The sequence below is a fragment of the Terribacillus halophilus genome (genome assembly GCF_900162685.1).
In the GTDB taxonomy this organism is placed as follows: Bacteria; Bacillota; Bacilli; order Bacillales; family Amphibacillaceae; genus Terribacillus; species Terribacillus halophilus_A.
Genome location: NZ_LT727828.1, coordinates 978830 through 999187, shown reverse-complemented (window position 1 = coordinate 999187; position 20358 = coordinate 978830). Strand labels below are relative to the sequence as shown.

The 20358-nt window shown below is 43.3% G+C and carries 23 protein-coding genes and 1 pseudogene; 1 reads left to right on the top strand and 23 read right to left on the bottom strand.

Translation table 11 applies throughout. From position 1 onward, the window contains the following. Positions 1-69: 69 nt before the first annotated feature. Entirely contained in the window at positions 70-657 is a 588-nt protein-coding gene (clpP, locus tag B1K52_RS09485) for an ATP-dependent Clp endopeptidase proteolytic subunit ClpP (RefSeq protein ID WP_077307618.1), read from the top strand. 47 nt (positions 658-704) lie between these two features. On the opposite strand, the gene B1K52_RS09480 is transcribed toward clpP, so the two are convergent. The 23 genes and pseudogenes from B1K52_RS09480 to B1K52_RS09370 all read right to left on the bottom strand — a co-directional run bounded on the left by B1K52_RS09480 (position 705) and on the right by B1K52_RS09370 (position 20051). Then, on the bottom strand, positions 705-1277 hold the full coding sequence (locus tag B1K52_RS09480; protein WP_077307616.1) for an RDD family protein: 573 nt from the start codon (positions 1275-1277) through the stop codon (positions 705-707). 14 nt (positions 1278-1291) lie between these two features. Continuing rightward, on the bottom strand, positions 1292-2299 hold the full coding sequence (gene sppA, locus B1K52_RS09475; protein ID WP_077307614.1) for a signal peptide peptidase SppA: 1008 nt from the start codon (positions 2297-2299) through the stop codon (positions 1292-1294). A gap of 120 nt (positions 2300-2419) precedes the next feature. Then, on the bottom strand, positions 2420-2686 hold the full coding sequence (locus tag B1K52_RS09470) for an HPr family phosphocarrier protein (protein WP_077307612.1): 267 nt from the start codon (positions 2684-2686) through the stop codon (positions 2420-2422). A 110-nt stretch (positions 2687-2796) separates the two neighbouring features. Then, a complete protein-coding gene (gene whiA, locus B1K52_RS09465; protein ID WP_077307610.1) occupies positions 2797-3747 on the bottom strand; it encodes a DNA-binding protein WhiA in 951 nt (316 codons plus the stop codon). 32 nt (positions 3748-3779) lie between these two features. Beyond that, positions 3780-4721 carry a gluconeogenesis factor YvcK family protein gene (locus tag B1K52_RS09460; protein ID WP_077307608.1) on the bottom strand — a complete coding sequence of 314 codons (942 nt, stop codon included), beginning with the start codon at positions 4719-4721 and terminating at the stop codon, positions 3780-3782. Further along, positions 4721-5602: an RNase adapter RapZ gene (rapZ, locus tag B1K52_RS09455; RefSeq protein ID WP_077307606.1), complete on the bottom strand. Its 882-nt coding sequence runs from the start codon at positions 5600-5602 to the stop codon at positions 4721-4723. The genes B1K52_RS09460 and rapZ overlap by 1 nt, the downstream gene beginning before the upstream one ends. Before the next feature lie 15 nt (positions 5603-5617). Further along, entirely contained in the window at positions 5618-6085 is a 468-nt protein-coding gene (locus tag B1K52_RS09450) for an NUDIX hydrolase (protein ID WP_077307603.1), read from the bottom strand. A 294-nt stretch (positions 6086-6379) separates the two neighbouring features. Beyond that, positions 6380-7330, bottom strand: coding sequence for a thioredoxin-disulfide reductase (gene trxB / locus B1K52_RS09445; protein ID WP_077307601.1), 951 nt, complete (start codon positions 7328-7330; stop codon positions 6380-6382). Positions 7331-7421: 91 nt separating this feature from the next. Beyond that, positions 7422-8429 carry a tetratricopeptide repeat protein gene (locus B1K52_RS09440; protein ID WP_077307599.1) on the bottom strand — a complete coding sequence of 336 codons (1008 nt, stop codon included), beginning with the start codon at positions 8427-8429 and terminating at the stop codon, positions 7422-7424. Positions 8430-8552: 123 nt separating this feature from the next. Next, positions 8553-10235, bottom strand: a complete 1683-nt coding sequence (locus B1K52_RS09435; protein WP_077307597.1) for a glycerol-3-phosphate dehydrogenase/oxidase — start codon at positions 10233-10235, stop codon at positions 8553-8555. A gap of 199 nt (positions 10236-10434) precedes the next feature. Next, positions 10435-11508 (bottom strand): annotated as a pseudogene (glpK, locus tag B1K52_RS09430) (glycerol kinase GlpK); the annotation flags it as partial. Between the two features lie 18 nt (positions 11509-11526). Then, on the bottom strand, positions 11527-12099 hold the full coding sequence (locus tag B1K52_RS09425) for an FGGY family carbohydrate kinase (RefSeq protein ID WP_256855885.1): 573 nt from the start codon (positions 12097-12099) through the stop codon (positions 11527-11529). After that, positions 12099-12941 (bottom strand): MIP/aquaporin family protein, encoded by an 843-nt coding sequence (locus tag B1K52_RS09420; protein WP_077307591.1) that lies wholly within the window; start codon positions 12939-12941, stop codon positions 12099-12101. The genes B1K52_RS09425 and B1K52_RS09420 overlap by 1 nt, the downstream gene beginning before the upstream one ends. 270 nt (positions 12942-13211) lie before the next feature. Continuing rightward, complete coding sequence (locus B1K52_RS09415) at positions 13212-13754, bottom strand: glycerol-3-phosphate responsive antiterminator (protein ID WP_077307589.1); 543 nt, start codon at positions 13752-13754, stop codon at positions 13212-13214. Positions 13755-13785: 31 nt separating this feature from the next. Next, a complete protein-coding gene (locus tag B1K52_RS09410) occupies positions 13786-14295 on the bottom strand; it encodes an acyltransferase (protein ID WP_077307587.1) in 510 nt (169 codons plus the stop codon). After that, complete coding sequence (ppaX, locus tag B1K52_RS09405) at positions 14267-14938, bottom strand: pyrophosphatase PpaX (protein WP_077307585.1); 672 nt, start codon at positions 14936-14938, stop codon at positions 14267-14269. Before ppaX ends, B1K52_RS09410 begins: the two co-directional genes overlap by 29 nt. A gap of 15 nt (positions 14939-14953) precedes the next feature. Beyond that, on the bottom strand, positions 14954-15778 hold the full coding sequence (gene lgt, locus B1K52_RS09400) for a prolipoprotein diacylglyceryl transferase (RefSeq protein ID WP_077307583.1): 825 nt from the start codon (positions 15776-15778) through the stop codon (positions 14954-14956). Then, positions 15765-16721 carry an HPr(Ser) kinase/phosphatase gene (gene hprK, locus B1K52_RS09395; protein ID WP_077307581.1) on the bottom strand — a complete coding sequence of 319 codons (957 nt, stop codon included), beginning with the start codon at positions 16719-16721 and terminating at the stop codon, positions 15765-15767. The genes lgt and hprK overlap by 14 nt, the downstream gene beginning before the upstream one ends. Before the next feature lie 104 nt (positions 16722-16825). Continuing rightward, a complete protein-coding gene (locus B1K52_RS09390; protein WP_077307579.1) occupies positions 16826-17182 on the bottom strand; it encodes a phage holin family protein in 357 nt (118 codons plus the stop codon). A 14-nt stretch (positions 17183-17196) separates the two neighbouring features. Continuing rightward, positions 17197-18309 carry a DUF4097 family beta strand repeat-containing protein gene (locus B1K52_RS09385; RefSeq protein WP_077307577.1) on the bottom strand — a complete coding sequence of 371 codons (1113 nt, stop codon included), beginning with the start codon at positions 18307-18309 and terminating at the stop codon, positions 17197-17199. A 27-nt stretch (positions 18310-18336) separates the two neighbouring features. Then, complete coding sequence (bshB2, locus tag B1K52_RS09380; RefSeq protein ID WP_077307575.1) at positions 18337-19011, bottom strand: bacillithiol biosynthesis deacetylase BshB2; 675 nt, start codon at positions 19009-19011, stop codon at positions 18337-18339. 15 nt (positions 19012-19026) lie between these two features. Beyond that, positions 19027-19374, bottom strand: a complete 348-nt coding sequence (locus tag B1K52_RS09375) for a YojF family protein (protein ID WP_077307573.1) — start codon at positions 19372-19374, stop codon at positions 19027-19029. A 185-nt stretch (positions 19375-19559) separates the two neighbouring features. Continuing rightward, positions 19560-20051, bottom strand: a complete 492-nt coding sequence (locus B1K52_RS09370; protein ID WP_143588864.1) for a MepB family protein — start codon at positions 20049-20051, stop codon at positions 19560-19562. Positions 20052-20358 lie beyond the last annotated feature (307 nt).

Here is a 20358-nt window from a genome sequence, read left to right as displayed (position 1 = left end):
GACCTTTTAGGTAAGATAAGGTTAGTCATTACTTAGAATAATGAGCTCATATCCAAAGGAGGATCTACCATGAATCTAATCCCTACAGTTATTGAACAAACAAACCGAGGCGAGCGTGCTTACGATATCTACTCTCGTTTACTGAAAGACCGGATCATCATGCTAGGCAGCGCGATCGACGATAATGTTGCCAACAGCATCGTTTCTCAGCTGTTATTCTTGGCAGCGGAAGATCCAGAAAAAGACATTTCCCTATACATCAACTCACCAGGCGGATCCATCACTGCAGGTATGGCTATCTATGATACAATGCAGTTCATCCAGCCAAAAGTATCAACTATCTGCATCGGTATGGCTGCATCTATGGGTGCTTTCCTGCTAACTGCCGGTGAAAAAGGCATGCGTTATGCACTTCCAAACAGTGAAGTGATGATTCACCAGCCGCTAGGTGGTACACAAGGTCAAGCTAGTGATATTGAAATCCACGCTCGCCGTATCATCGAGATGAGAAAGAAATTGAACGAAATTATGGCAGAACGCAGCGGCCAGCCACTTGAGGTAGTTGAGCGTGATACAGATCGCGATAACTTCCTTACAGCTGAACAAGCTGTCAATTACGGCTTGATTGATAAAGTAATGGAAAAGAAACCTTCATAAAAACATAAAATAGCCCTCCAGCTGTTTAAGCTGGAGGGCTATTTTTTTTATCTCTCATGAATAACGAGTGTATCGGCGAACAAATCGTGTACGCCTTGTTTCTTTGGTGTAAAAGCGACTACGATATAAATGAGAAACATCCAGAAAATGAAACGGTGAATGAAGCGGCCGACACCTTCTCGGATAAATGTATCCAGCCAAGACAGCTGTTTACCGTCTTTTCGAATGACACGCAGACCAAAGATCATCTTGCCTAATGTCTGTCCTCGCCATTTAGTCATAAATATGAAATAGGCGAAAAATACAAGCCCGCTAAGAAATGCGCTCAAACTCCAAAACCAAAGCGTTGCTTCCTGGAAGGAGTCAATCATCGTGAAAGGCTTAACAAGAAAGCCTGTCAGGCCGAATACGACGAGAAGATCTACCAGGTATGCCCAGAAACGCATCCAGAAGCCTGCATAGCGTCTGTTGTCTGCTGATGCAGCTTGCACTGTCGCTCCGTGAACGCCATGCTCCTCTTCTTCTCTGTCCTCGTATGTCCATTCCTGTTCCTCTGTTTGGCTGACAGTTGAATCAAGAGGCGTTTGTTCATCTGGATGCACGTTTTTATCTTTATCCATATACATAACGCCTCCTATTCTGCGTAAAGATACATAGCTTCAGGTGAATTCGATTTGCCCATTAATTCCTTGATGCCGAGCAGATCTGAATCAGATACAAACAGACCTTCTGCAGCTGTAGCCCAGAAGGAGCCCATACCAAAGCCATCTCCTGTATATTCGAATACTTCTGCATCTTTAAGTCCTTGCTCTTCTTTCATCATCGCAATTGTATCTTCTAAATCTCCCAAATCATCTACTAAGCCGTTATCCAACGCCTGCTTACCGGAATATACTCGCCCGTCGCCTAGTTCACGTACTTTGGATTCCGGCATACCGCGTCCATCGACAATAACCTGTACGAAATCAGCGTACATATCATCGATGATAGACTGGAGAATTCCTCTTTCTTCATCCGTCATTTCTCTTGTAGAGGACATAATATCTTTGTGTTCTGCACTTTTGATTACTTCTTGTTTAATACCAATCTTGTCAGCAAGCTCTGCATAATTTACCGTCGACATGATAACCCCAATGGAGCCAGTAAGTGTTGCTGGGTGCGCTACAATCTTATTAGCGCTTGCCGCTAAATAATAGCCACCAGATGCCGCTGTGTTGCCCATACTGATATACACTGGCTTTCCATATTCTTCTTGAATCTCGACGACTTTGTCATGAATCTCAGCACTCTCGACGACGCCGCCTCCTGGGCTGTTCACTTCAATTATCACACCGCCAACTGTGTCATCCTGTCCCGCTGCCTCTAATCTTTCTAGAAACTTATTGTGATTGTATGTAGCACTGCCTAATAGAGAAGATTCTTCTCCTGTATCTTGGATGGTACCTTCAACATGCAGTACCGCAATCCGGTTCATCGGATCTCCGTCTTCCATTATTTCTTCACTCATATAGGAGGTTCCGGTTGCAGAGTCGAATGCTTCTGTAAAATCACTATTGATTACGGAGAACAAAAGTTGTAATCCTACAGAAAAAATAACCAAGAACACCGCAATTCCGATTGCCACCCAACGTTTTGTGTTCAAATTATAATCTCCCTTCTATCCTGTTAAAAATGTTACACTACAAGCCTACACTAGGATAGCATCTCTTACCACAAATTAGCAAAAAAAGCCCTGAAATATTCAGGACTTTTTCTGCCAAAATCAGCTGGCTGCTGAAGGTGCTGTGATGAAAGCGGTAAGTTCTTTCATGGCTTGTGCTTCATCTGCTCCGTCGATTTTCAAGGTAATCAATTCATCCTGGGCAATTGCTAGGCTCATTAACCCCATGATGCTCTTCGCATTAACCGATTTGTTCTCTTTTTCCAAATAAACTGTGGCGTGAAAACGATTGGCTTGCTGTACAAAGCTTGCTGCAGGTCTGGCCTGCAAGCCAGTATCCAAGGTGACACGTAACGTTTTTTGAATCACATGTGGATCCTCCCATCCTTCAAGTAAGCGCTACCAAATACATCGAAAAAGAAAACACTCATTTGAGTGTCTTCTAAGTATACCACAAGGCATATATGCTTCATACCTGCTTATGCTTTTTTTATAGATGTCCCATTTCGCAGTCTGTCAGCGAACTCATCAATTTTACGCAAGCGATGGTTGATTCCTGATTTACTAATCTTTCCGGTCGAAACAAGTTCTCCAAGCTCTTTTAAAGATACATCCTGATGCTGCACCCGAAGTTCTGCTATTTCCTGCAGTTTATCAGGCAGCGCTTCAATCCCAACCGTATTTTTGATTAAGTTGATATTCTCCACCTGACGGAAAGCAGCGCCAATCGTCTTATTCAGGTTGGCTGTTTCACAGTTTACAAGCCGATTAACAGAGTTGCGCATATCCCGGACAATTCGCACATCCTCAAATTTAAACAATGCACTATGGGCACCGACAATATTGAGGAATTCCGTAATTTTCTCTGCTTCCTTTAAGTACGTAATATAACCTTTACGCCGCTCGGTACAGCGCGCATGCAGGTCGAAACTGTTCATCAGCTCACAGAGTGCATCACTATGGTCACTATGTGTATGGAAGATTTCTAAATGATACGAAGATGTTTCCGGATTATTAACCGAACCACCAGCTAGGAAGGCACCGCGTAAATAGGCTCTGCGCTTCTCCGCAGTTTCGGTAAACGTCGAACTAATTGTGCGAATAAAGGTAAAGTGGTTTTCCAGAATCTCTAAACTGCGCAGCAAACCCTCAACTTCTTTTGTCAATCTAACTATATACACATTGTTTTTCTTCAGTTTCATTTTCTTCCGCACGAGCAGCTCGATCGGATGCTGATAAATTGCTTTTAGCAGCGTATAAATACGTCTGGCAATTGCAGCATTCTCGGTCTGAATATCCAGTGTATAAACTTGTCTCGAGAAGGATACAGATCCATTCATCCGAATCAGAGCAGCAAGCTCACTTCGCACATCCGTCGTCTCAATCGGTATGTTCGTCAATTCTTTTTTTATTTCTGATGCAAAGCTCATGATGTTCCCCCCTTCTCAGCGCCTGTTCGCTATTACAGTATATCGTAAAGCAATTTTGCTATTTTATGTGTATCATGCCGCAGTTTTCGTTGGTTGTGATCGATGATGTCGGCCTCAATCACTTCAACACCCAAAACCTTCAACCGCTCCATATCATAGACTACTGGAGCAGCGTGCTCCTCTGCGTAATTCTTTCGGATGTCTTGCTCAATTTGGCTATTATTCACGATAATTGCCGAAACAATATCCGCACCGATATGATTATGAATTGCTTCAATATGATCGCCGGCTGTATAGTTCGTCGTCTCGCCGAATTGTGTCATCACATTACACACATAGACAACTTTACCACGCGCTTCTCGTAGGGCATGCTCAATCTCCGGCACAATCAAATTGGGCATCACACTCGTATAAAGACTTCCTGGACTAATGACGATTAAATCAGCCTGCTTAATTGCCTGAATTGCATCTGGCAAAGGTGTAACGGGCAGCGGACTGACAAATACACGTTTAATACGTTTATTAGCAAGCGGAATATTCGACTCACCTGTCACAATCTCTCCATCCTCCATTTCCGCATGGAGCACAACATTCTGATTGGCGATCGGATAAATATTTCCTTTCACTTTCAGCACACGCGAAATCTCTTTAATGCCATTATAAAAATCACCAGAAATAGATGTCATCGCGGCAAGCAGCAAATTTCCCATTGAATGCCCGGATAAGCCGTTTTGACCGGTAAAGCGATGCTGAAATAAATCAATCAGCATTGGCTCTGCTTCCGCCAATGCTGCAATAACATTTCGGATATCACCTGGTGCCGGCATGGCAAGCTCATTTCGGAGTTTTCCGGAACTGCCACCATCGTCTGCTACTGTTACAATCGCTGAAAGATCCACTGGCAGCTCTTTTAACCCTCGCAGCAAAACAGGCATACCTGTCCCGCCGCCGATTGCGACCATTTTTTTCACCATCAGTGGCTCTTCCTTTCTACATCGCGATGCGTCACATGTGTCGCATACGAATTGCTGTATCGTTTTGCCAGATATTCCGCAATCGCGACGGAGCGATGCTGACCGCCCGTACATCCAATCGCAATGATAAGCTGGCTTTTCCCTTCCTTGCGGTATTGCGGCAGCATGAAGGTGAGCATATCCTCCAGCTTTTGCAGGAATGTATGGGTATCTGACCATTTGAATACGTAAGAGGATACCGGCTCATCCAAGCCTGTCTGTGGTCTCAGATTCTCGACATAGAAAGGGTTTGGGAGAAAACGAACATCGAACACAAGATCTGCATCAATTGGTATGCCGTATTTGAAACCAAAGCTTAGCATTTGAACAGTGAAATCTTCATAATCAGCATCTTTGAAACGCTTCATGATTTTTTCCCGAAGCTTTTTCGGTTTCAATTCAGATGTATCTACAATGTACTGCGCTCTGCCCCGCATTTGATCAAGCAGTGCACGTTCCTGCTGAATGCCTTCGAGCGGAAGCCCTTCTGGTGCAAGCGGATGGGTTCTGCGTGTTTCTTTATATCTAGTCACGAGTACTTCATCTTTTGCATCAAGGAACAACACTTGCGGTTCCAGCCAATGCTCTTGCGACAGCTTGTCCAGTGCTTCAAACAAAGAATCAAAAAATTCTCTGCCCCGCAAATCCATCACGAGCGCCACTTTTTTAATATCATTCGAAGCATCTCGCATCAGATCAAGAAATGTCGGCAGCAGTGCCGGCGGGAGATTATCAACACAATAATAGCCCAAATCCTCGAAGCTTTGAACAGCAACTGTCTTTCCTGCTCCGGACATACCGGTGATGATGACGAGCTTTGTTTCGTTCAGTTGTATCTCCATACGTATCCCCCCTACTTATTCTGCAGTCTTCGGATCCAGCTTTGCTTGCAGCAGCTCACGATCCTCCGTGTAGACAAATGTACCATATAAGGGTTCATCTGTTTTAAACACATGGGCAAAGATGTTCCGATCACCCTCGGCCATTGGCAGGTCTTTTATCTTGTCTAGATCAATCCATTCCAGCTTGCCTTCCTGGCTTTCTTCAAGCAGTTCACCAGTATAACGATCAGCAAAGAAAGTGAACATCATCCACTCATGGACAACTTTCTCGCCATCTTTTATTAGAAAAGTAAATGTACCTCGAAGTTCCGGTTCATGTACAGTAAGTCCTGTTTCTTCGCGGAACTCACGAACAGCGGTTTCCTTAACAGATTCTCCTAATTCCATCTTTCCGCCTGGAGCTGAGTACCAGCCCTTACTTGGCTTTTTCAATAAGAGAACCTTGTCATCGACTGCTAAAATACAGTTTGCAACACGTTGCATGCTTCCACCTCTTTCTCTGTGTAAGTGGAGATGTCGATTCAATTTACACATCACTATATAGTATACTATTTCTGTTTCGCTTCAAACAGTATAATGTTTCCTCAAGCTCTGCCAAAATTAGCCGATTATCTCCAATAAGCAAAAAAAAAATGCATAGGTGCTAAGGCACCTATGCCAATAACTAATTTATCTATTAAAAGGGGGTCAATTAGTTAAAGCCATTATAGCAAATGAATATGTCGCCCGTGTTACAGCAGCATTAAGAATCATTTACAACATAGCCTGGCCTGCCTTTTAACCGATAGCGTTCAATTCTTCTTTCAGACTTTCCACATATGCTTGTGCAGCTTGAGCAGCAATACTGCCATCTCCTGTTGCTGTCACGATTTGTCGAAGTTCTTTGTCTCGGATATCGCCAGCAGCGAAAATACCCGGTACATTTGTTTCCATACGGTCATTTGTGTGAATATAACCAAGGTCATTCGTAATACCAAGAGATGCGAATGGCTCGCTCAATGGTACCATACCGATATAAATGAACACACCATCAGCTGATTTTTCATATTTTTCTCCTGTTACGTGGTTCAACAATGTCACACTGCCTACTTTGTTATTCTCACCATTGATTTCCTCAACGGTTGTATCCCAAATAAAGTCAACTTTTTCGTTCGCGATTGCGCGCTGCTGCAAAATAGGCTGTGCACGCAATTTATCACGGCGGTGTACGATTGTCACTTTATCAGCAAAGCGTGTCAAGTATACCCCTTCTTCAACAGCGGAATCACCGCCTCCGACAACAATCAGTTCACGGTTTTTAAAGAAAGCACCATCACAGACAGCGCAATAAGAGACGCCGCGTCCGCTCAATTCATCTTCGCCAGGTACGCCAAGCTTCTTCCACTTCGCCCCTGTAGTGATGATCAATGCCCGTGTTTTGTACTCTTTGTTTCCGGCAGTAATTGTTTTATATTCCTTGCCGTCTTTCACTTCCTTGATGTCGCCATAAGCATATTCCGCACCGAATTTCTTCGCATGCTCGAACATTTTATTGGAAAGATCAGGACCAAGAATAGAGTCATAACCAGGATAGTTCTCAACATCTTCTGTATTCGCCATCTGGCCCCCTGGAATTCCTCTTTCTATCATCAACGTATCAAGATTCGCACGAGATGCGTAAACAGCTGCTGTCATACCAGCTGGACCTGCTCCTGCAATGATTACGTCATAAATTCTTTCTTCAGTCATGAAAATGAACCCCTTTCGTCGTACTCAATCGTAGTATCTACGCATAAGCATATAAGATTCTATACGCTGCGTCCATCTATCTGCTTATAACTCAGGAAAGCCAATAAAAATCATCTTTGGACAGGTGATTGAACCGGCGGCTTCCTTCTTTCCACAGCTTTTCCGCATAAGATCCGTTCCCTGCTTTTTGGGCAGCCAAACTGAACCACTTATAGTAGGAAGCATGTCCTTTCACGCGTCTTTTATCCAAATGGAGAAAGCGATCAACTGCTTCTTCATAAGATCCAGTCATCGAAAACGCACACGCAATGCGCAAGTGCTGTTCTTCATGAATCGGAAAAATATTTCGAAGCAAACGAAGATGTTCATCCCGTTGGTCCAAATTACCTACTTCATGATAGAAAACAGCCAGATTTACATGCGTGTATACCGAAACATGCTCCGTCAGCAGAAGTTCTTCTTCCATTCGCACAGCTTGCTTTTGGTCACCAGAAAAGAAAAGTGCCTTAGCATATTCGTGTTTTGCCAGCATATGTTCTGGGAACAAGCTCATCATTTCTTCCAAGATTGGTAAGGCGAGCTGCCACTCTTCCCGCTCTAAATGATAAAACGCGGACTCTTGGAACATGATGAGTTCATCTTCTTCCTCTGTCGTCCACAGCTCGTCATCTTCCTCTTCTTCTTCCACGTAGGAAAGCAGCTCTTGCGCTTGCTCATAAAAGTCCCCTTTAGGTTCCATCTTTAAATAAAGATTGGCGAACTTTTCGGCATCATGCATGTAACCAAGCTTTGAATAATTGTATGCCAGCATATAAAAACATTCCGGGTAGTTATCGTCATGTTCTTTAATAATGTCATCTAAAATGTAAATTGCTTTATGGAAAGAACCGAGTTCCGTAAAAATAACCGACTTCTGCAAGTGATAGATCACTTCCGTCGGCTCCATTTCAATCGCTTTATTAAGCCATTTCATAGCTTTTTCCAGCTTACCGTTCTGATAGGCTTCGATGCCTTTTGTATAATAGAAATCTCCTTCAGGAATGAAAGGGATAATATTTGTCGATCGTGCCTGCTGCTCTGCTGGTTCCAGCGTTTGCATGTGTTTCCTCCTACTGCGTTAGATATCCCAAGAAGTATACCATATTTCCGTACTTGGTCCTACACTTGAAGATAAAAAAGACTGCCTCCCCTTATGGGAAAGCAGTCTTCGTGCTGATGTGCCTTACACGGTTTGCAAGTCGTCTTCTTTAACTGGTACTACTGCTTCTTTGATTAATACATCCAATTCACGAGTGTATTCTTCTTTTTGTTCAGCAGAGTAGCCCAATGTGTTAGCCAAGTAATCGATCACAGCATCTTTGTGTGTACGAACAAAGTTGATATCGAAGTATAGCGCGCCAGTACGGCGGATGAAGAAGTCAACAGGTTTGAATGTGAGCTCTTCTTCGATTGCGTAACGCAATTGCGCAAATACAAGCGGATCAATATTAGCTGCTTTTGCTTCATCCTTCAATGTTTCGAAGCGTTCGAAGACTTTATCAACATTCGCACCATAACGGCTCACTACTTTAAGTGCATCTTCAGCAGAAAGACCGATTGCTTTACCTTCATCTACTTTGCGCTCTCTGAAACGTTCGAATCCTTTGGAACCGCCAACTTCACCGCCAGAAATCGGAAGGTTTTTCGTGTCTGCTTTTGAATACAGAATACCTTCTTCTTTCTTGAACTGGTCCGCTACAAGGTTTACTGCTTCGATAGCCATTTTACGGTAACCGGTCAGTTTACCGCCTGCCATGGAGATCAAACCGCTGTCAGAAACGAAAATTTCGTCTTTACGAGAAATCTCACCTGGCTTTTTGCCTTCTTCTTGTACAAGCGGACGAAGACCTGCCCAGCTGGATTCTACATCGTCTTTTGTAATTTCTACAGTTGGGAACATGTAGTTAATGGAATCGATGATATAATCACGATCTTCCACTGTCATTACTGGATGCTTGATGTCGCCTTTGTACGTTGTATCTGTCGTACCAACATACGTTTTACCTTCACGCGGAATTGCGAACACCATACGGCCATCTGGTGTATCGAAGTAAATAGCCTGACGCAATGGGAAGCGCTTATTATCAAATACCAAGTGCACACCTTTTGTCAGATGTAATGTTTTACCTTTTTTAGAGCCATCTTTTTCACGAATTGTATCTACCCAAGGGCCGCCCGCATTGATTACTTTTTTCGCAAAGATACGGTGCTTAGCGCCTGTAATTAAGTCTTCTGCTACAACGCCAGTCACTTTACCACCAGCATCATAAATGAACTCCGTCACTTTTGTATAGTTAATCGCGTTAACGCCTTTTTCAACCGCTTTTTTCAATACTTCCAATGTCAGACGAGCATCATCCGTTTTGTATTCTACATAACGGCCGCCGCCAAGAAGGTCTTCAGATTTAACTAAAGGTTCTCTGGAAGTTACTTCATCACGAGACAGCATCGTACGACGCTCTGCTTTTTTAACACCTGCAAGATAGTCATATACGCGCAAGCCAATGTTTGTTGTGAATGGGCCGAAATTACCGCCTTTATGGAATGGAAGCAGCATCCATTCTGGTGTTGTTACGTGAGGACCGTTTTCATATACGATTTCACGCTCTTTCCCAACTTCTGCTACCATTTTCACTTCGAACTGCTTCAAGTAACGCAATCCGCCGTGTACTAATTTTGTAGAGCGGGAAGATGTACCTGCCGCAAAATCTTGCATCTCTACAAGACCGACATTCATTCCGCGCATTTTTGCATCTAAGGAAATACCAGAACCAGTGATCCCGCCACCAATAACAAGTACGTCCAAAGGTTTATCCGTTAAGTTTGCATAAATTTCATTACGTTTTTTACTAGAGAAAACAGTCATGCATGAACACTCCTTTTTAGATTCGGCGCTCCCTTATATTTCTATACCCCAATATTGTAGAAGTCATGTATAGAAAACAGAAAGAGACCGCAAATAATCCATACAACGTATAGATATTTACGGTCTCTCCAATATCTCGGGCCGAATCATTAACTTGTGAATTCAGTATAACACGTTCGGCCGAAATTGAAAAGGTATATTACTTGAAACTACGTGTCGCTTCCACAGCTTTTTTCCAGCCTGCGTAGAGCTGATCTTTTTCTTCTTTGGAGCGGTTTGGTTTGAACGTGCGATCAATCTGCCATTTGTTGGCGATATCTTCACGGCTCTCCCAGTAGCCGACAGCTAAACCAGCCAAGTAGGCAGCACCTAATGCTGTTGTTTCCTGGATGACTGGACGCTCTACGTCTACATCAAGCATATCACTTTGGAATTGCATGAGGAAATCGTTTTTCACGACGCCGCCATCAACGCGAAGCTGCTTCACGTCAATACCGGAATCCTCAATCATAGCATCCACAACATCTTTCGATTGGAATGCCAAGGATTCGAGTGTTGCACGAGTGATATGTGCATCTGTTGTACCACGCGTGATACCAAACATCGCACCACGTGCATCACTATCCCAATATGGTGTACCAAGTCCTACGAATGCCGGCACCACATAAACACCGCCATTATCGGTAACACTAGTAGCAAGGCGCTCACTTTCAGGAGAAGATTCAATAATCTTCAGGCCATCACGAAGCCATTGAATAGCAGATCCTGCTACGAAGATACTTCCTTCGAGTGCGTATTCCACTTTTCCATCAAGTCCCCAAGCAATTGTTGTTAACAGACCATGATCAGATTTAACAGCTTCCTCACCTGTATGCATAAGAACGAAACAGCCTGTGCCGTACGTATTTTTCACCATACCGGGCTCATAGCAAGCTTGACCAAACAGCGCTGCATGCTGGTCACCAGCAATACCCGCGATTGGCACTTCTTCACCGAAGAAATGATAATCAATTGTGTTTGCGTATACTTCAGAAGAAGGTTTTACTTCTGGAAGCATGGATTTCGGAACACCAAGAATATCAAGAAGCTCATCGTCCCATTTCAATTCATGGATGTTGTACATTAATGTACGTGCTGCATTGGAATAGTCCGTAACATGTGTTTTACCGCCGGAAAGCTTATGCACAAGCCATGTATCGATTGTACCGAATAACAGGTCGCCATTTTCCGCTTTTTCACGAGCACCTTCGACATTATCTAAAATCCATTTTACTTNCAATTCATGGATGTTTTACATTAATGTACGTGCTGCATTGGAATAGTCCGTAACATTTGTTTTACCGCCGGAAAGCTTATGCACAAGCCATGTATCGATTGTACCGAATAACAGGTCGCCATTTTCCGCTTTTTCACGAGCACCTTCGACATTATCTAAAATCCATTTTACTTTTGTACCAGAGAAGTAAGCGTCCAGCAGAAGACCTGTTTTCTCACGGAACAAGTCGTTGTGACCCTGCTCTCTCAATTCATTGACGATGTCAGCTGTCTGACGGGACTGCCATACAATCGCTTTATAAATCGGACGTCCTGTATGTTTATCCCAAACAACTGTTGTTTCGCGCTGGTTTGTAATACCAATAGCAGACACTTGTTTAGCGTCAACATCTGCTTTGCGAAGTACTTCTGCCATACAAGCTGAAACAGAAGTCCAGATTTCATTTGCATCGTGCTCTACCCAGCCAGAATGCGGGAAGAACTGTTCGAATTCTTTCTGTGCTGTTTCGACAATGTCACCATTGTGATTGAATAGAATTGCACGTGAGCTCGTTGTACCTTGGTCAAGTGCCATAATAAATTTTTCCATTATTTAATCCCCCTTGTTTTTGCTCCACTATTATTCACTGCTTCCGCATTTGCTTTTGCAAGTTCCCCTCGGACAGCAACAATAATGATAACTAGCATGACAGCAGACATAATCCAGAAACCTATTTGCATATCGTTCTTGAAAAATGCGAGATAGAAGAATGCACCGTATGCGCCGCCTAGCAATGGACCTACAACTGGAATCCATGCATACTTCCAATTGGATGAGCCTTTACCTGGAATCGGCAGCAAAGCGTGTGCAATACGCGGGCCTAAGTCACGAGCTGGGTTGATGGCATATCCAGTCGGACCGCCAAGCGCCATCCCGATAACAACAACGAGTAAACCAACCAACATTGGATTGAATCCTTCTGCTAAAGAGTTGCCTCCAATAAATAGAATACCAAGCATTAGGGCGAAAGTGCCAATGATTTCTGTCAGCATGTTTGAAATTGGACTGTCGATTGCCGGATCTGTAGAAAAGACGGAAAGCTTTGCCATCGGATCAGACGTTTTCGCCCAATGCGGCAAGTAAACTAAGAATACAAGTATTGCTCCTAGGAACGCTCCAAGCATCTCAGCAGTAAGGTAAGTCGGAACTTGCCCCCATGTAATATCTCCATTGATTGCCAATCCGAGTGTCACAGCCGGATTTAAATGGGCTCCGGAAAAACCGCCAACTGCATATGCTCCCATTGCTACGGCAAGACCCCATGCAATTGTGATGGTAATCCAGCCTGTGCCTTCCCCTTTAGACTTGCTCAAATTACTTACCGCTACTACCCCTCCACCGAAGAGTATTAGTACCATTGTACCGATTGTTTCGGCTGCGAAGATACTCATTGTGATTGTCCCCTTTGTTGATATTTTTTGGAGAGCGCTTTCATAAAGCTCCCAAATTAACTGCACTCCTGTGTATTCTAGAAAATAGCTGCTTTCATCTAAATATATTGTTAGGAAGCGCTGTCTTTTTGGATATGAAAAATCCATTACCAATATAACATAGACAGCCAGTGGCTTTCTAATAAAAAGGTAATGGATTCTCCGCATCTCCGATCATTGATATTAACTTATAAGTAGACTTTACACCTAATTGAAAGCGTTGTCAACAACTTACCATAAACTTTTTTTCGAAGTGGAGACTGCTGTTGCACCCGCTTTCAATGCGGCTTCAATGTGTTCCGAGCTGCGAATTAGGCCTCCAGCAATAACCGGAATACGTGTATTTTCGGCTACTTCTTTTATCATATGAGGAATTAACCCCGGTAGCACTTCGATATAATCAGGCTGTGTCTTCTTAATGAGTGAAAGATTATGATTAAGTGCATGCCCGTCAATTAAAAATAAACGCTGAACTGCAGTTATCTTATATTTTTTAGCTGCGTTGATGACATTCGTACGCGTGGAGATTACGCCATCAGGTTTTAAACGCTGACAGACGAAATCCATTCCTGCATCATCTGTTTTTAAGCCTTGAATTAAGTCCACATGTAAAAATACTTTCTTTCCAGCTTTCTTCGCATATTTAATCTGGGAAGGAAGCTGCGCAATTCTTGTTTCGAGCAGGACCATCATTTTCATATCGTCTCGCTGCAGCAATTCATCAAAATCTCGTTCATTCCGTGCAGCAGGCAAAATCCGCTGTCCTAAATCCATGTTATTCCTCCTTATAAAACAAGCAGACACACTAAGTTGTCTGCTTGTTCTTGCGTTGTTCTGCTGTATAAATCAATTGCATCGGATTGCCGCCGACCAGCGCACCAGGCGGGACATCCCGGTTTACAAGTGTCGCAGCCGATACGACTGCTCCATCACCAATTGTAACCCCCGGCAGGATTGTCGTATTCGCACCAATCATGGCATTATCTCCAATAACGACATCTCCGATCCGGTATTCTGTCGTCAAGTACTCATGCGCAAGAATCGTTGTATTGTAACCGATAATGGTATTTCTGCCGATTGTTATGCGCTCCGGATAAAGAAAATCTGGAACGACCATGACAGCCATAGCTGATTCATTCCCAATCTTCATTTTGAGCGTTGTCCGGTACAGCCAATTTTTCACACCGAGAAAGGGTGTGTAACGGCCAATCTGTATAACGACAAAATTTCTTACTACTTTCCAAAAAGAAATTGTCTTGTATAGCTGCCACAGTGAATTTGGCCCTTTAACGGGATAACTTTCCGTTTTCCGCATCTGCTTCTTCCTTTACAATCTCCAGTAAATCACGCATATCCTCCAGCATATACTCTGGTCTGTATGCCTCTAGGGTTTGTTTGCCTTTAATCGACCAAGCCACTCCCGCTGCCTTCGCACCGGCATTTTGACCAGATTCAATGTCATGGTAATTGTCACCAACCATAATTGCTTCCTCCGGCGTGCTGCCAAGTGCCTCCAGCGCCTTTAAAACTGGTTCAGGATGCGGTTTAGGCTGATTGATATCATCATACCCGATAACCACATCAAATAGTCCATCCAGTCCGCATACCGTGATACCGCGCTCCGCTGTCTCACGAATTTTCGTGGTGACAATCCCCAGCTTAAATCCTGCCTGTTTTAACTGTTGTAACGTTTCCACTACATACGGGTAAGCTTCTACATACTCATCATGATGTTCCAAGTTGTGTTTCCGGTAAGCTGCAATCATGTCATCTGCTCGTGCCGGATCAATATTCATAAAGACATCCTTAAGCGGCGGTCCGATAAACGGAAGCAATTCCTCTTGCTCATATTTCCGCCCTGTAAAATGCTCCAAGGTTGCTGTATAAGAGGCTAGAATAAGTGTATTGGACTCAATTAACGTTCCATCCAAATCAAATAGCAATGTCGTAATGGGCATCATGAGACCGCCTTTCTACTTTTTGTCTTTGTAACGAGGTGTATTCGCCCCCGGGCGACGTCGGATAACACAAATAATCACGGCTAGCACAATACCGATAATCGAAACAACCTGTGCCGCACGTAAACCTTCTGCTACCAAACTATCTGTACGCATTCCTTCTATGAAAAAGCGTCCGAAGCTGTACCAAGCAAGATAGAACAAGAACATTTCCCCGCGCTTCAGATTTACTCTCCGTAAGAGCAGCAAGATGACAAATCCAAGAATATTCCATAATGATTCATAAAGGAACGTAGGGTGATACAAGACCCCATCAATACACATTTGATTATTAATAAAGTCAGGAAGATACTGAATGAAGTTTTGGTAAGCTTCTTGTGAAACAGGTCCGCCATGGGCTTCTTGGTTCATGAAGTTCCCCCAGCGCCCAATCCCTTGTGCAAGAATCAGACTTGGCGCCGCAATATCTGCAAGCTTCCAAAATGAAATCTTCTTCACACGGCAGAAAATAAGGGCCGTAATAACAGAACCAATTAAAGCGCCGTGGATGGCGATACCGCCTTCCCATATCGCAAAAACTTTCCAAAACGGACCATTTGCATAGTTTTCCCACTCGAATGCTACATAGTAGATTCGCGCACAAATAATGGCAGCCGGAATAGCAAAAACCAGAAAATCAACAAATGTATCTTTATGTAATCCTAATCTTTTGGATTCGCGAATTGCCAACCACAATCCTAGGGCAGCTCCTACTGCGATAATGACGCCGTACCAATAGATTGTAATGGAACCGAGTTGCAGAAACACTCGGTCCAATGCTTGTCCTTCACACATTTCCATTTGTAAGGTCGCCTCCATCGTCTTGTCCGTTCTCAATCATTTTCGTAAGCCGCTGTGAAAATTCCTCTGCTGCGTTTACCCCCATCCGTTTCAGCCGGTAGTTCATGGCAGCAACTTCAATGATAACGGCCAAGTTACGTCCAGGACGAACAGGAACTGTCATCTTCGGCACATCCACATCCATGATTTTCATCGTTTCTTCATCGAGACCAACTCGATCATATTGTTTTGATTGATCCCACGTCTCTAAGTTCATGACAATAGAAATCTTCTTATGACTGCGAACAGCTCCAGCACCAAACAATGTCATCACGTTAATAATGCCTAACCCGCGAATCTCCAGCAAATGCTCAATCAAAGAAGGTGAATTACCAATGAGCGTATCATAATCTTCCTGACGAATCTCCACGCTATCATCAGCTACAAGACGGTGCCCACGCTTCACGAGCTCCAATGCTGTTTCACTCTTTCCGACGCCGCTTTGTCCCGTTATGAGAATACCAATTCCATAGATATCAACCAATACCCCATGCACAGCTGTGAAGGGTGCAAACTTCGCTTCAAGGAAGTTGGTAATTCGGCTGATCACTCGCGTCGTCTTATGCGGAGAGCGCAAAATTGGAACACCTGCAGCTTGTGCTGCTTGCATCATTTCTGTTGGCACTTCTTGTCCTCTCGTAATGATAAGAGCTGGTGTTTCCTCTGCACACAGTTTAAAAAAACGGTCTTTCTTTTGTTCTGTTGTCAGTTCCTCCAGAAAAGAGAGCTCTGTTTTACCGAAAAGCTGCAGTCGATCTTTTGGATAATATTTGAAATAGCCTGTCAATTCTATACCAGGACGGGAAATATCACTCATGAAGATTTCTCGCTGAACACCTGCTTCTCCTGTCAATAATTCCAGATTGAAACGATCTAATAAATCCTGAATGACTACTTTTGTCATACGAACCCTCCATCCTAACAATTCTTGTTTATTCTAGCATAATTCCTCAAACGATAGATACCAAGGCATAAAAAAAGCCTTGCAGCTTCATGCTGCAAGGCCGCTCAATCTGTGATACGGTCCCGAATGAGCCAGTTGAGTATAAGATTCAGCAGCGCAAGAATAATGGCTGCAATAATTGCCGTCCCAAAGCCATCAATGACAAAAGCTTCCCCAATCAACCCCTGTGTAATCATTAATGTAATGGCATTAATAACAAACAGAAACAGACCGAAAGTGACAGCTGTCAGCGGCAACGTCAGGACAACAAGAACAGGACGCACAATGAGATTTAATATCGATAAAATAAAACTTGCCAGAATAGCAGTCCAGTAGCCATCCAAATAAAATGCATCAAACAAATGGGCTACAATAATAAGCGATACGCCATTCAACAGAAGCGTCAAAATCCACCTAAGCATAAAACTCCTCCATCCTATGGCAGCACCCAGACAGATCCCGTTTTCGTGTTCGCTTCCAAATGCAATTTTTCATGTGCAGCAGGATGCGTCTCGAATTTAAGTGCCTTCTTGACGACTTCCTTTGCTTCCTCAATCACAATATATTCATCCAAATCACAATGCAGCGAACCAATATTCGTTGTAATTCGCCCATTCAGCGGGATAGCCGCCAATGATTTTAAGCGAATACTGCCATTCGTCGCCTTAAAGAACGCACTGTCCGGATCTTCGTTATGCCAGTCGCAATGTATACTGCCATTGAAAGTCTGCGCATCCAGCTTGCGAAAGCTGCCTTCTAAACGAAGCGAGCCATTGACAGACTCACAAAGCAAATCCCTTGCTGACACTTGCTTCAGCTTAATACTGCCGTTGGATGTCTCGGCACTCACGATGGAGCCGCCGCCACCTTGCAGATCAATATTTCCATTCGTCGTCTTGCAATACATCGTCACGCTGTTGACAGACTCCGAGCGAATCGTGCCATTGAATGTTTTTATCATACATTCATCATACACTGCTTCTGGCACGTATAACGTGATGTCCGGCTTAATTCGTTTATCTTGAAGGGAAAACTGCAGCTTGCCATCTGATACAGCAAAATAAGCCTTGTCGATGAACCGCTTCCGAGCAGCCTGTTCATCTTCCTCTGAATAGACCTTTGCATTTGTTTCCAGCCTAGCCAAGGGTTCATTCCAACTTTTAATCGTCAAAGAACCGTTATAAATTTTCAGCTCCACTTTTCTGAATGGCTCATCTGTCTGAAAAATATGATCCACTGTATAATGATTGCCAAAGTTCAAATCCAAATCAGCATTCTTAATTTTAGTGAATGCTTGCTGCATATATTGCAGCACCTTGGGTCCGACTGGCTTTTTCTTAGCAGTCTTGCCTGTGCGCTGCGATTCAGATTCTTTCCCCGCTGAAATCAGCTCCTGCACGACCGGCTCCTGGTCTTGCTCTTTCTTTTCTTCCTGAACAGCAGCACCAAAGGCACGTTCATCCAGTGCGGCAAGCTGCAATTCTGCTTCTTCTGCAGTCAGATTTCCTTCTTCCAGCTGCTTTAGGATACGCTTTCTCTCTGTTCTCATACACAGCCTCCTTTTCACATATACGAATTATATGCTTTTGAAGTTCCAAGTATAGAAAGTCTCCTCTTTAAAATGCTCCATCGCGATTGCTTCCATGTTCTCTTCCGTTAGCTGTTCACCAGTAACGTTTCCGAGCACCCCTTGTGCTTGAGATGCATGGCATAGAATCGTCTTCACTTTTGTTTTAACGAACGGGCGAATGTCTTGCACGACGTCAGGCTTCCCAAGAATTTCTTGGTAGCCGCGCATGAATGCCTGCGCCCAAACAGTTGGACGAATGCTTTCCTCCATCTTAGAAACTGCATCAATCGCCGCTGCGCCAAGTGCATTATGATCTGGGTGTACAGCATATTCTGGATAATGCGTAATTACTAATGACGGTTGGATTTCATCCAGGAATCCTTTCAAATGATCACTAACTTTTGAAAGATCCTCGAATTCTAGTACTTTATCGCGGTAACCGAGCATTTTCAATTCAACATCCATTACTTTGCAGGCATCCTGCAATTCCTTTTTGCGAATTTCCGGCAGTGACTCACGTGTTGCAAATGTCGGGTTTCCCATATTACGGCCCATTTCACCTAGTGTACCGCACAAGTATGTAACCGGCACACCTGCTTCTCTGAACTTGGCAATCGTACCAGCTGCTCCGAAAGCTTCGTCGTCCGGATGCGGAAAGATGACTACTACGTGTTTTTCCATAATTATTGCTCCTCCTTAGAACGCTGTCTCGCTTATTTCCAATGCAACCATCAAACGGCCTTCTCGATCGTGACCAGCCATCAACAGACGATTTTCATCGTCCATTTCCCAGGCATTGAGTCCTTCTGCATACACCCAGCCATTCTCTGTCTTCAAACCAACACGGTATGCAGTGCCTGCACCTTTAATCTTGCCATGCTCATACGTCACCTGTGCATTGCGGATAAATGCACCTACATTGTACGCTTTTTCATTTACATGATTAGCATATGCACCATTTGTCGTTTCAAGATGTATAAACACTTTTTTACCAGCAAATTCATCTATATGTTGTTGCACTTCATTCATATCAATTGGCTTCAACTTAAGTCGCTCCTTCCAAGCATATCTAAACAAATATTTTACTACAAATTCAAATGGAATGCTCCTATTGTTGATTATAGGTACAAATTATACCCAAGAGAGCTTCTCACTGAGCTGCATTGTCGTATTGCGAACTCATATGTTCTTGTTGTTGTCCGCACTTCTTCCCTCTCTGGCTGCACAAATTATCTAAAGTATAACTTCTCAATCTTATTCTTGTTTATATCCTTTGTTAAATCCACAAAATAAGCCGCTTGCCATTGCTGTGTTTTATATGCGTTCTTATTTAAATCTGCTTCCCAATCGGGATACACTCTTATCGCCATCTTCCCCTTATTGTATTCATCTCTTAAAACTCCCTTTTTGTATAAGATAGATTTGGGAAAGATAAATTGACCTTTAAGATGATGATCCATAATCGTGATGATGACCTTTTCTGGACTTTCCTCGTAAGTAAACGGTTGATTCTGGTTATTGGCGTTTTTCTCCCAAAAAACTACAAAGTATCCTTTCTTATTTGGTGTTAACTTAGCCAGCCGACTCCGATATCCCAAGTGTCTGATTTGGAAAGTTGCACCTTCATATTCCGTGTTCTGTGTTTCATAATGTATGTTATGTAACTTATCTTCTCCAAAATTAGCTAGTAATTCATCTATCACTTTTATTGATTGAAACATCAAGTCCCCTCCCTGTACATTGCAGTTCCGTTATAAATTAAGAAGCTAGGATATAACTGTTTAAGCTATATAAAAATCCAAACAATACTGCAATTAACAGCAGCATTGTTTGGATTTATTTGCATTGGAAATACACTCCGTTGATTTGTGTTATGGGAAACCTTCACTCGTGTAGGGTAGAATACGAAGACTCCTCGAAAATAAAAAGCGATTTTCTTATCGATGTCTTAATTCAAAAGCTATTTTTGTCCAACGTTAACAGCTAGAGTTGGAGAGGCAGCAGCCGTCGGTGGACTGCATTAAAAGA